Raw genomic sequence first — 12,897 nt, 5'->3', positions numbered from 1 at the left:
TACAGCACCTCGAAAGGAGTGAGCATCCACCCGTCCCGAGGCATTTGGGCTGGTGGACGCGTGTTGATCCGCTCCCGTATCGCCGTTTTGCCTTGGCGGCATTTTTGGCCAACATATCTTTGTGATCGCTGGAAAAACCATGCGATACGAGACCGTTTAAACGGCATGTCCACGAAGAGCCACCCCGAGGCAAAAGCTTATATCCGAGGACTTTGTGCCATATCGGCATACATTAGGGGGTTGCGGTGGCAAAATCCCGCGATCTAGGCACGAATAGGCCATGCCGCGCGGCATGGTAGCGCAATTGACAAGCGGCATCCTGATAAGCAACGGGAATCCGCTGTTTTTCTATCATGGAAGACGATGTATGCGTGATATCCGACTTGTCCCATTACGCGCATCCACGCCGCACGACGCATGCAAAAGGAATTTCCGTGGCTGTTAATTCTTCATCGCGACGAACATGCGTGTGTTACATCGCCAATGAGGGGTATCTTTTTCAATCGTTGGTCAGTGCCATCCAGGCCAGGAGAATGTCGCCTGCGCATTGCGATGTCATCCTTTTCGACCTGACGGCCGATCGCGGTGCGGAAAGCGCCGATATCGAGAGCGTCTGCATCCAGAACAACATTCTCTACATTTGGGAAAGCCCGGCGTTCTTGGGCAGCCTGCACATCATGAATGCCCGTCTTTTTCTCGATCAGATGCTGGCGCCAGATTATTCCGAAATTCTCTATCTGGATGGCGACACGCAAGTGGTCGGCGATCTTACGCCATTGCTCGAATTCTCGCCTAGAGACGGTCATCTTTGCGCGGTGCGCGATCCGATGGTCTATCTGAATGGCATCAAACGATTGCCGGACGGGTTCGAGGCCGAAATTCGTCCATTTGGCGAAGACTACGTCAACAGCGGTGTCTTCAGGGTCAATCGGCACAGCTGGGCGGACATATCCCGTGAAGCTCTGGCACAGATCGGGACCGCAACCAGCGCGCTGCACTTCGAAGATCAGACGATCATCAATCGCGTCACCGAGGGTCGTCGCGATTATGCCTCGATACGCTGGAATTTTCCCGGCTTCATCCTTGGCTACGGCCTGGAGGATATTGCGCAGCCATCGATCGTCCACTTCATGTCCAATCCCCGGCCATGGCAAGGATCCTATGCCCCCTGGGGCCGCTCCTGGCACCAGCCCTATGCCGACGTTGCCAGGAAATTTCCGGAAATCCGGCAATATTGCGACGCTTTGGTATTTCGCAAAAAGGCGGCCTACAAGATCAAGCAAATCGCCAAATCATATGTCGAACGCAAGCTCTGGTTATCGCCAGCTATTGTCGATCATATGAAGACGCTGGAAGGATCATCCTCGATTTAATCGTTGTTATGATTTTGGTGCGACGTACCACGACCTGTGGATCCGGAGAGTTTGCCATGAAAAAAATTGCCGGATTTACCGATAAGGTATCGCTCCCGATTTGCGGAACCGCACCGACATCGATGGGGCTATGGCGTGGCCGTCGCGATCACGGTGACGTCATGCACGCTATGGATGCGCGATAAATGCTAGGGCCGGCCACATCACGAAATCTCGTCATCACGAGGGCAGGCGCAAACAGCCTGCATGAGCGCTGGCTCGATCCCAGCGGCGGACGGGATTTCGATCTGCTGGTGGCGTCCTTCGTCTCGGGTGACCCGGGTCCGGACACCCGCCCCGGTATCTTTCACATCCATGTTCCGGGCTCAAAGATCCAGGGCTGGAAGGTCACACTTGCACAGCATTCGGACTTTATCGAGCAGTATGATTTCGTTGCCCTGATCGACGACGATATTGACACGAATGCCACCGATCTCAGCCGCCTGTTTGCGATGGGCCAGGAATATGGCTTCAACATCTTCCAGCCGAGCCTGACCTGGGACAGCTTTTGTACCTATGCGGGCACGATCCAGAACCCGTTCTTCAGGTTCCGCTGCGTCAATTATATCGAGATGATGGCGCCCTTCTTTTCGCGCACCGCGCTGAAGCACGTGGCCCCGCTCTTCGAATATGGTTGGGAAAGCGGCATCGATCTGATCTGGGGCAGCGTCCTGCCGCCCGAGTTCCGCCGCTTTGCGATCATCGATGCCATTCCCATCCGGCACACCCGGCCCGTCGGCGTGCTGAAGGAGGCGAATGGTTTTGTCGGACGGACCTACGAGTCCGACATCATGGCCTCGCTCGATCACTTCGGCATGACCTGGCCCAGCCTGGTTGCGTCGTCCGGCCTGACCAGAAACGGGCGATGGGTTGGCAAGATGGGTGTGTCGCTACGCTCAGGCGCCTTGCTCGCGCTGCCCTTCTACTCGCCGGGCCAAGGTGCCCTGCGTCGATCGTTCGACCATATCCGGCATCAATTCTTCCGGAATCCGAAATATTCGGAGGACGCCCGGCACATCCTTGCCCGGGACGTCGTTGCCAGGTCGGGAAACAAGTAAACTACCTCGCGCTCCTCGCTGGACCGCAATCGGCCCGGCGCCGTCATGCGCCGGGCCGGTGCCGTTAGCGGGGCGGTGCGGTTAGCGGAGCGGTGGTGTTTCGTCCTGTAGGCCGCCGCCCAGGGCGCGGTAGAGTTCGACCGTGTTGCTGGCGCGGGTGAGGCGGGCGCCGACAAGGGTCTGTTCCGCGGCATAGGCGGTGCGTTGTGCGTCGAGGGTGGTGAGGAAGGAGTCGACGCCGGCGCGGAAGCGGGCGTCGGACAGGCGTGCCGCGACCCGCGCGGCATTGGCCCGCGCCGATTGTGCCGCCACCTGCTCGCCGATCGTGCCGCGCTGCGCCAGCGCGTCCGCCACTTCGCGGAACGCGGTCTGGATCGTCTTTTCGTAGGTGGCGACCGCCACCTGCTCGGACGCCCGCGCATAGTCCAGATTGCCCTTGCGCCGGCCGCCATCGAACAGCGGCAGCGAGGCAGACGGCGTACCCGTGTAGGTAAAGCTGCCCCCTCCGAACAAACCGGACAATGCGGTGCTGATCGTCCCCAGCGTCGCAGTCAGCGAGATGGTGGGGAAGAAGGCCGCACGCGCCGCGCCGATATTGGCGTTCTCGGCGAGCAACTGATGCTCGGCCTGCAGCACGTCCGGGCGGCGCAACAGCGCTTGCGACGACAGGTCGCCGGGCAGCGAGTCCAGCGTGTAGGCCTCGCCACCCAGTTCGCCCGGCAGCATCGTGGCGGTCACGGTGGTGCCGACCAGCAGGTTGAGCGCGTTCTGGTCGCGCGCGATGGTGGTGCGCAGCGCCGCGATGTCGTTGCGCGCCGACTGGTAGTTCGTCTCTGCCTGGCGCACTTCCAGTTCGGAGCCGACCCCGATGCGGAACTGCGCCTGGGTCAGATCCAGCGTCTGCTGGAAGGTCTGCAGCGTTTCCTGCGACAGGCGCAGTTGCTCCTGGTCGGACGCCATGGTCAGCCACGCGCTGGCGATCTCGGCGATCAGGCTGATCCGGGTCGAGCGCTGCGCCTCTTCGGAGGCGAGGACCTGCTCCTGCGCGGCGCGGTTCAGGTTGCGCAGCCGGCCGAACAGATCCAGCTCGAAGTTGGAAAAGCCCGCATTGACCGCATAGGCCTCGATGTTCGAGGATTGCTGGCCCGTGCCGACGCCGGCGCCGGTCCCACCGGAACCGCCTCCGGTGCCCGTGCCGGTTCCACCACCCGTGCCCGTGCCCGTGCCCGTGCCGGCGCCGGTCCCGCCGGCTCCACCGCCGGCCGCACCAGCCGCGCCGAAGATGTTGTTGGTATAGGTACCCGCGCCCGAAATGGTCGTGGTCGGCACGATGTTCGAGCGCTGGACGCGGTACTGCGCCCGCGCCTGAAGCACGTTGGCAGCCGCCACGCGCAGGTCGCGGTTATTGGCCAGCCCCATGTCCACGACCTGGCGCAGGCGCGGGTCGAGGAAGAAGTCGCGCCAGCCGATCGCGGTGATGTCGCGGGCATCGGTCGCCGCGGCCGGATAGGCGCCGCCCTGCGGCAACGTCACGGGGACGGCGCCGACCGGGCGGACATATTTGGGGGCAAGGTTGCACCCGGCCAGCATGGTGCCGGCCGACAATGCGGCGATCAGGAGAGACTTGTTCACGACGCTCACGCTTTACGCTCCCTGCGGCGCTGCGCCGCCACCTGATGACTGCGGCGCTGCGCCGCCACCTGACGACCGGTTGCCACCATCGGGTGTCACGTCGGAGGACGGGGACGGGTGCGCACCGGATGTGTCGTCATGCTTGCCGTGCCCGAACAGCCGGCTGACGACGACGAAGAACATCGGCACCAGGAAGATACCGAAGACGGTCGCGGTGAACATGCCGCCCACCACCGACCGGCCGATCGCGTTCTGGCCGCCTGCGCCCGCGCCCGTCGAAAGTGCCAGCGGCAGCACGCCGAAGATGAAGGCGAGCGAGGTCATCAGGATCGGCCGCAGACGCAGCCTTGCCGCCTCCACCGCCGCCTCGAACACGCCCATGCCGGCACGCACGCGCTCCTCGGCGAACTCGACGATCAGGATCGCGTTCTTGGCCGCCACACCGATCGTGGTGATCAGGCCCACCTGAAGGTAGATGTCGTTGTTCAGCCCGGTCAGCGTCGCCGCCAACAGCGCACCGACCACGCCCAGCGGCACCACCAGCAGCACCGCGATCGGCACCGACCAGCTTTCATAGAGCGCGGCGAGGCAGAGGAAGACGATCAGCAGCGACAGCGCATAAAGTGCAGGCGCCTGACCACCGGACAGTTGCTCCTCGTAGGACAGGCCGGTCCATTCCAGGTTGGTGCCGGGCGGCAGCTTGCCGTGGATCTCCTGCATCGCCTCCATCGCGGCACCCGTGCTCTGCCCGGGCGCAGGCGCGCCTTGCAGCTGCATGGCCGGCTGACCGTTGTAGCGGGTCAGCTGCACCGGCGCCTTGGTCCATTCCAGCGTCGAGAAGGCCGTGAACGGTGCCATCGCGCTGGAGCCGCCGCGGACGTAGAAGTCGCCCAGGCTTTCCGGCGACATGCGATACGGCGCATCCGCCTGGAGATAGACGCGCTTCACGCGGCCACGGTCGATGAAGTCGTTGACATAGGCACCACCCCAGGCGGTGGAGATGGTCGAGTTGATGGTGGCGATGTCCAGGCCCAGCGCACGTGCCCGATCCTGATCGACGTCGACCTTCAACTGCGGCGCATCCTCCAGGCTGAGCGGGCGAACCTGCGCAACGCGCGGATCCTGCATCGCCATGCCCAGCATCATGTTGCGCGCCTGGACCAGCTTTTCATGCCCGATCCCGCCGGTGTCGACGAGCTGGAGGTCGAAGCCGGTGGCGTTGCCCAGTTCCTGCACCGCGGGCGGCACCAGGGCGAAGATCATCGCATCCTTGAACTGCGAGAACGGCCCCATGGCACGGCCCGCGATCGCCTGCGCCTTGTTCTCGGCGCCGGAGCGATCCTCCCACGGCTTCAGGTTGATGAAGGCGAGACCCGCGTTCTGGCCCTGCCCTGCGAACGAGAAGCCGCTGATCGTGAACACGCCCTGCACGCTGGCCGCTTCCTTCTGGAGGAAGTGGTCGCGCACGACGCCCAGCGCCTTGTCGGTGCGCGCGGTGGAGGCGCCGGCCGGTCCCTGCACCAGCACGAAGACGCTGCCCTGATCCTCTTCGGGCAGGAAGCCCGTGGGCAGGCGCCAGAACAGGAAGCCCATGCCCAGCACGATCATCAGATAGATGACCGCCGACCGCTTCCAGCTCCGCGCGGTGCGCTTCACACCGCCTTCATACTTGTTCGTGCCCCGGTCGAACCAGTCGTTGAACCAGCGGAAGAAGCGCGCCAGCGGGCCGTTGCCCTCATGCTTGGTCGGGTCGTGCGGCTTCAGGATCGTGGCGCAGAGTGCCGGCGTCAGGATCAATGCGACCAGCACCGACAGCACCATGGCCGACACGATGGTGATCGAGAACTGGCGATAGATCACGCCGGTCGACCCGCCGAAGAACGCCATCGGCAGGAACACCGCGGACAGCACCAGGCCGATGCCGATCAGCGCGCCGCTGATCTCGTCCATCGACTTGCGCGCTGCTTCCTTGGGGCTCAGCCCCTCGGTCTGGATCAGACGCTCGACATTCTCGACGACGACGATCGCGTCGTCGACCAGCAGGCCGATGGCCAGCACCATGCCGAACAGGGTCAGCGTGTTGATCGAATAACCGGCGACCGCCATCACCGCAAAGGTGCCGAGCAGCACGACCGGCACCGCGATCGTCGGGATGACCGTGGCGCGCCAGTTCTGGAGGAAGAGGAACATCACCAGGAAGACCAGGATCACCGCCTCGACCAGCGTGTGGATCACCTGCTCCACCGACAGGCGCACGAACGGCGTGGTGTCGTACGGATAGATGACCTGCACGTCGGCCGGGAAGCCCTTGGCGATCTCCTCGGTCCGCGCCTTCACCGCCTCGACGGTGTCGAGCGCATTGGCACCCGGCGCCAGGCGGACGCCGAAGCCGGATGCGGGCTTGCCGTTATATTCCAGCTTGAACGCGTAATTCTCCGCGCCCAGCTCGACGCGGGCCACGTCGCCCAGCCGCACCACCGCGCCGTTCGGCGTGGTCTTCAGGCGGATATTGGCGAATTCCTCGGGTGTCTGGAGGCGCGACTGCACCGAAACGGTGGCGTTGAGCATCTGCTCCTTGGTGGCGGGCTGCGCCCCGATCTGGCCGGCGGAGACCTGCGCGTTCTGCGCCTGCACCGCGCTGCTGATGTCGGCCATGGTCAGCTGATAGCTGTTCAGCTTGACCGGGTCGGCCCAGATACGCATCGCATATTGCGCACCGAACACTTGGAGCTCGCCGACGCCGTTCACCCGGCTGATCGGGTCCTGCAACCGCGAGAAGACATAGTCGGCCAGGTCGTTGCCGTTATGCGATCCGTCCTTGGAATAGAGACCCACGACCAGCAGGAAGCTGGCGGCCGACTTCGCCACCTGGATGCCCTGGCGCTGCACTTCCTGCGGCAGGAGCGAGGTCGCCGCCTGCAGCTTGTTCTGCACCTGCACCTGCGCGATGTCGGGATCGGTCCCCTGCTCGAAGGTGAGCGTGATGGTGACCGTGCCCGCCGACGAGGAGGACGACGAGAAATAGCGGAGGTTGTCGATACCCCTCAGCTGCTGCTCGATGATCTGGGTGGTGGTGCGTTCCAGCGTTTCGGCGTCCGCACCGGGATAGGTGGCATTGATCGTCACCTGAGGCGGTGCGATCGAGGGGAACTGGGCGATCGGCAGGCTGCGGATGGCCAGGCCACCCGCGAGCATCAGGATCAGCGCGATGACCCATGCAAAGATGGGTCGGTCGATGAAATAGCGGGCCATGATTACTTACCCTGTGCTCCGGCCTTTTGCTGACCGGACGGCTGGGCGCCCTGCTGGGCGCCCGCCTGATTGCCGGGCTGGCCGCCCTGCTGACCCGCATTCTCGCGGTACGGCACGGCCTTTACCGGCGTGCCGGGCTGCAGGTTCTGCGCGCCCTCGACCACGACCTTGTCGCCGGCCTTCAGACCGCCCGTGACCAGCCAGTTCTGCCCGACGGTACGCGGTGCGGTGATGACCCGCTGGGCCAGCTTGCCATCGGCGCCGACGACCAGCGCGACCGCCTGGCCCCGCTCGTCACGAGTGACGCCGCGCTGCGGCACGACCAGGGCATGGGCGCGCGTGCCCTCGACCAGCTCGGCACGCACGAACATGCCGGGCAGCAACAGACCGCGCGTGTTCGGGAAGACGGCGCGGATCGTCTGGCTGCCGGTGGCGGGATCGACGGTCACGTCGGCGAATTTCAGCGTGCCTTCCTGCGGATAGGTCGATCCATCCTCCAGCTTCAGGCGGACGCGCGCGGCACCGCCCCCGCGGGCGAGCTCACCCGACATGATCTGCTGGCGCAGGCGCAGCAGGTCGGCGCTCGATTGCTGGATGTCGACATAGATCGGGTCGAGGCGCTGGATGGTGGTCAGCGGATCGGTCTGCGACGCGCTGACCAGTGCGCCGGTGGTATAGACCGAGCGGCCGATCCGGCCGGAGATGGGCGCACGCAGCGTGGTGCGGTTCAGGTCGATCTGCGCGGTGCGCAGGGCGGCCTGCTGGGCCGCGACGTCCGCCTGCGCCTGCTGCGCGCTCGTCGTCGCATTCTCCAGTTCCTGGCGCGAGATCGCGTTGATCTTGACCAGTTCGCCATAGCGGCGGGCCAGCGCCGCGCTCGATGCGATCGCCGCGCGCGCCCGGGCGACGCCGGCGCGGGCATTGGCGACCTGCGCCTGATACGGGGCCGGATCGATCCGGTAGAGCGGCTGCCCCTCGCGCACGAAGTCGCCTTCCTGGAACAGGCGCGCCAGGATCAGGCCATTGACCTGCGGCCGCACGTCCGACGTCTCGAACGGGCTGGTCCGGCCGGGCAATTCGGTGGTCAGCGTCACCGCCTCGTCCCGCACCTCGACCACGCCGACCTGCGGTGGCCCGGCGGGCTGCTGTTGCTGTTGCTCACCACCCCCGCCGCATCCGGCAAGGATCAACGCCAAACCGAGAGCCGGTACGATGTTTTTCATGGAATCCGCCTGCAAGAGACACTAAGTGTGAGTGATCGATCACTCACATTTTTTGCCCCTGTAATCGGGGCGAACCGAGATTGGCAAGAGATAACAAGTAAGATGAGAGGATTGCACGCGTGACCCTGGCGCTTCCCCCCTGCTGTTCGCGCCGCACACCACGCGCGGACGAACGACGCCGTCACCTGCTGGATACGGCGAGAACGCTGTTCGCCGACAATGGGTTCCATCAGACCGGCATGGCCCAGATCGCGGCCGCATCCGGCATCAAGGTCGGGCAGATCTACCGCGACTTTGCCAGCAAGGAGGACATCATCGCCGCGATCGCGAGCGAGGATGTCGAGGCCTGGCTTCAGGAGGATTGCGTTCGTGCCGCGATCGCCCGCGACGATCATCAGGCTATTCGCGACTGGATCAACCGCTTCCACGCCTGTGACGAGCCGGTCGAGGAATGCCGGATGATGACCGAGATCATGGCGGAGGCGGCACGCAACCCGCGCGTGGCCCATATCTACCGCGACATCGACAACCGCGTCCGCAGCAGCCTGCACGCAGCCCTCGAGGCCCTGGGCGTCGACTGCGTCGGGATCGTCGACCGCGAGGTGCTGGTGGATCTGGTGCTGGCACTGGGTCTGGGCAGCATGATGCGCCGGATCATCCATCCCGAAATCGATTGCCAGAAGCTCGCCGAATCCTTTCGGGCATTGATCGATACGCAACTGGCGGCGCGAATGGAGACGTCATCCACGGCCTGATCGGCAGGTGCGGCGATCCCTATCGCAACAGGCGCCGGTAGCCGAGCCACACGCCACTGACCGATACCACCAGACCAAAGGCGGACATCAGCCAGATCATCAGATCGCGCACCGGCCGCGATGCGACCAGCCACAGCCAGTCCCATGTATGCGGCAGGTCGAACATCCAGCGATACAGGCGGCGGGCCCGATCCTGTCGCTCGACCACGTCGCCGGTGGCCGGATCGATATAAAGCCATGTCCGCACATGATCGTCGAACCGCAGCCGCAGGATCGGCAAGGGCCTGATCAGCCCCCAATAGGCATCCGGCCGGGTCAGCCGGTCGATCCGCCAAAGAGCGCCACCGGCCACCAGCGGTGCGCTCGCCTTGACGATGACGGCCGTCGCATCGCCTGGGTGCGCCATGGTTCGTGTGTCGAGAAAGCGGGGATGATCCGATGCCCGGTCGATCACGATCCGCGGCAGGCCGGCCGCGTTGGTGATCTCGATGGTTCGGGCATCCGGTGCCGCCATCGCCAGCCGTGCCGGCGCGGGGCCGGTGTCGCCATCGATCGCGCGGTAGCGGCGAAGCGCCTCGACTGGTGCCGTCCCTCCGGCGAACAGCCGTCCCGGATCGACAGACAGCCACCCGCTGACGATCCAGCCGAGCAGGACCACCCCGCCAACAAGACCGCTGACATGGTGCCACAGCATCCAGCCGCGATACGCGCTGATGCGCCCTGCCTTATATCGCCGCTGCCCCGGACGCAGGCGCAGGATGCCGATCCATATGCCGGTCAGGGCGACCGCGATGCAGGGGCCGGACACCCACATCACCACCTGACGCCACGCCGCATTGTCCTGTCGCAGGACCGTCGGATACAGCCAGTGCGGCACCGACCCCAGCCAGTTCCAGATACGCTGGACGCGTGTGGTGCGCTGGACAGGCAGGCCGGTTGCGGACGACACATAGATGACGGTGCCCGCGGCATCGCCGAGCGCGACCCTCCACAAGGGGCGATGCCGGTCGAAGCCACCGGCGACGGTCCATTGGTCGCGCATGACCTGATCTGCCCGGATGGCACGCGTTCCGGAAAAGTTCGCCGCCACCCGCCGGGCATAGCCATGATCGACGGCCGGCAGCACCGCGCCGGTTCGTGCGGGCACGGTATCGATGACACCGTCATCCCGCTCGATCCGCCATACCGGTTCGGTATCGCGCATTTCCAGCAGCAGCCTCCCCTGCCCGGTCGCGAGCGGCGCCGGCACGTCGACCCTCGACCAGTCGATCGGCGCCGCCCCGGCCCAGCGCGCGGCCGGCGACAAGGCTGGATAGGGCATGTAGAGCATCACCAGTCCCGAGGCGAACCACATCCCGAAGAACAGGCACGCCGTGATCCCCGCCCAGCGATGGGTGAGGAACAGCCAGCGTAGCGCCACCCGCCCGATGTCAGAACGCGGCACGAAGCGCGATATCGAGCGAGTGCGGGCGGCCGAGGATCCACTGCCCGTCACCATAGCTGGTGACCGCATAATCCTTGTCGAGCAGATTATAGCAGCGCAGGTCCACCGCCACATGATCGGTCAGCGCATAGGAGATCGTCGCGTCGATGGTTGCATAGCCGGGAATGCGGAAACGATTGGCATTGTCCGAGAAACGCCGGCCGACATGGCGAAGGCCGCCACGCAGCTGAAGCCGGGGTGTCGCATCCCAGCGCAGCCAGACATTGGCCATCGTCTCGGCAATGCCCGGCGGTGTCCTGCCGTCGAAGCGGATGCCGTCCGACAGGAAATCGTCGAACTGCGCATCCAGCACCGACCCGTTCGCATCGATCCCCAGCCCATATGGCAGCGCAAAGGCCACCGCCCCCTCGATACCCCTGGCCGAACGCTGCCCGACCTGCTCGATCGGACTGGACACGGTACGCTGCGCCAGCAGCCCCTTCTTCACGATGCGATACGCGGCCAGCGTCGCCGTGCCGCGCCCTTGCGCAAACACCGCCTTCACCCCGGCCTCGACCTGATCCCCGCGCGCATTGCCGAACGCCACCTGCCCCGTGCCGACCGTCGTCAACGTCCCCAACGGATCGACCCCCGTCGCAAATTGCGCATAGAGCGACACTGTGGACACCGGTTGCCACACCGTACCGACACGCCACGTCGTGTTGCGAAACGTCCGGTCGAACACGAAGGTGTCGGCACGGTCGCCACCCGGATAGGCGATCGCCCAGCGCCGCACGCGATCCTCTTCATGGCGCAGGCCGCCAACGATTGACACGCCGCCCCCCAGCGTCACCCGGTCCTCCGCAAAGACGGCGAATGCCTCCGTTCGTGTGCGATAGCGGGGTGCGATCCCCTGCGTGTCGAGGAACAGGCCGGGGTTGAAGGCGAAGGGATCGATCGTGTCGCCCTGTGGGTCCGACCCGAAGTTGTTCGCATGCGTGAACTTTACCAGATTGGCGTCGACCCCGATCACCAGGGCATTGTCGATCGCATCCGAGATCGGGGTCTTCAGCGTCATGCTGGCCTGATCGCCCCATTGCGTCTGATCGTGACGAATGCCGAAATTGTCGCCGCGGCGGATCGTACCCGCGACCCAGCGATAGCTTTCCAGATTGCGCCAGAACCGGTTGCTGGTCAGCCGATAGGCGATGTTGGAGAAGTGCAGCGTCTCGCTCGGCGTCCAGTCGACCTGCAGCGTCGCGCGATCATCGCGAAAGTGCATCCGGGCATCGGCGACATTGTAGTTGGTCGTGCGGTTGCGCGCGTCCAGCCGACCGTCGATCAGCGGCGTGCCGAAATAGGCCGTGGGACGCTGATCACCGTGATCGCCGCGCAGCGTGATCGCCAGCGTCGATGCAGGCGTCCAGCGCAGCGTGCCGGACAGCGCAAGGCTGCGCGAGCGACCGCGATCGACATAGCCGTCCGAGCGCCACCAGCTGCCATCGACGCGGTAGGCGAGCGCTTCGTCGATCGGCCCGCCGATCCCGCCCGCGGCGCGAACGCTGTTTTGCGCACCATAGCCGACCTCGCCCTCGAACCCGGTCCTTGTCGCATCGGGCTGGCGCATGACGACGTTCACCGCGCCGCCCAGCGCCCCCTGTCCGTACAGCACGGACGCCGGACCGCTCAGCACATCGATCCGCTCGACCATCCACGGATCGGTGGGAAAGGTGATCGTGCCCGCAGCCGGGAACAGCCGGACGCCGTCGATCAGTTGCAGCACCGATCCCTGGCCTGAAAAGCCGCGCGCAGCGAGCGCGGTGCCGCCATTGCCCGGATCGGCAACGCTGGTGATGCCGGGTGCGCGCGTCTGCGCCTCAACGATCGACCGCTCACCGCGGGCACGGACCGTATCGCCATCAATGCTGGTGATGCTGGCCGGTGTCTCCAGCGGCGTCAGGTTCAGCCTGCTGGCGGTTGCGTTGGGCGTGGCGAGACCGGTCCTGTCCTCATGCCCGATCACGAGAATGGCAGTTGTATCGACCTGTTCAGGTTCGGCGACCTGTGCTGTGGAGGGTGCTGCGACGATGACGAGCAGCGCCCCTGAGCGTGCGCGCGAAGTGATGAGTGACATGGCCCGTA

General features: G+C 65.0%; 8 protein-coding genes. 3 read left to right on the top strand and 5 right to left on the bottom strand.

All coding sequences use genetic code 11. From position 1 onward, the window contains the following. Positions 1 to 533 precede the first annotated feature (533 nt). Positions 534 to 1,373, top strand: coding sequence for a glycosyltransferase (locus NPJ82_RS17325; RefSeq protein WP_342659322.1), 840 nt, complete (start codon positions 534 to 536; stop codon positions 1,371 to 1,373). Between the two features lie 185 nt (positions 1,374 to 1,558). Then, positions 1,559 to 2,470, top strand: coding sequence for a hypothetical protein (locus NPJ82_RS17320; RefSeq protein ID WP_149683342.1), 912 nt, complete (start codon positions 1,559 to 1,561; stop codon positions 2,468 to 2,470). Between the two features lie 81 nt (positions 2,471 to 2,551). On the opposite strand, the gene NPJ82_RS17315 is transcribed toward NPJ82_RS17320, so the two are convergent. The 3 genes from NPJ82_RS17315 to NPJ82_RS17305 are packed head-to-tail and all read right to left on the bottom strand — an operon-like array spanning position 2,552 to position 8,577. Beyond that, entirely contained in the window at positions 2,552 to 4,060 is a 1,509-nt protein-coding gene (locus tag NPJ82_RS17315; protein ID WP_342659349.1) for an efflux transporter outer membrane subunit, read from the bottom strand. Positions 4,061 to 4,114: 54 nt separating this feature from the next. Continuing rightward, complete coding sequence (locus NPJ82_RS17310) at positions 4,115 to 7,354, bottom strand: efflux RND transporter permease subunit (protein WP_342659321.1); 3,240 nt, start codon at positions 7,352 to 7,354, stop codon at positions 4,115 to 4,117. Positions 7,355 to 7,356: 2 nt separating this feature from the next. Next, positions 7,357 to 8,577, bottom strand: a complete 1,221-nt coding sequence (locus NPJ82_RS17305; protein WP_112383691.1) for an efflux RND transporter periplasmic adaptor subunit — start codon at positions 8,575 to 8,577, stop codon at positions 7,357 to 7,359. Positions 8,578 to 8,696: 119 nt separating this feature from the next. On the opposite strand from NPJ82_RS17305, the gene NPJ82_RS17300 reads away from it, so the two are divergent. After that, entirely contained in the window at positions 8,697 to 9,332 is a 636-nt protein-coding gene (locus NPJ82_RS17300; protein ID WP_342659320.1) for a TetR/AcrR family transcriptional regulator, read from the top strand. 19 nt (positions 9,333 to 9,351) lie between these two features. Here the strand turns inward: NPJ82_RS17300 and NPJ82_RS17295 are convergent, their stop codons facing one another. Both NPJ82_RS17295 and NPJ82_RS17290 read right to left on the bottom strand, forming a co-directional pair. After that, positions 9,352 to 10,776 (bottom strand): hypothetical protein, encoded by a 1,425-nt coding sequence (locus NPJ82_RS17295; protein ID WP_342659319.1) that lies wholly within the window; start codon positions 10,774 to 10,776, stop codon positions 9,352 to 9,354. Beyond that, positions 10,763 to 12,889 carry a TonB-dependent receptor gene (locus NPJ82_RS17290; protein ID WP_342659318.1) on the bottom strand — a complete coding sequence of 709 codons (2,127 nt, stop codon included), beginning with the start codon at positions 12,887 to 12,889 and terminating at the stop codon, positions 10,763 to 10,765. The genes NPJ82_RS17295 and NPJ82_RS17290 overlap by 14 nt, the downstream gene beginning before the upstream one ends. Positions 12,890 to 12,897 lie beyond the last annotated feature (8 nt).

Source organism: Sphingomonas sp. NY01 (assembly GCF_038809135.1).
Classification (GTDB): domain Bacteria; phylum Pseudomonadota; class Alphaproteobacteria; order Sphingomonadales; family Sphingomonadaceae; genus Sphingomonas; species Sphingomonas carotinifaciens.
The sequence above is the reverse complement of the archived record's forward strand: the minus strand, read 5'-3'. Positions and strand labels throughout refer to the sequence as shown.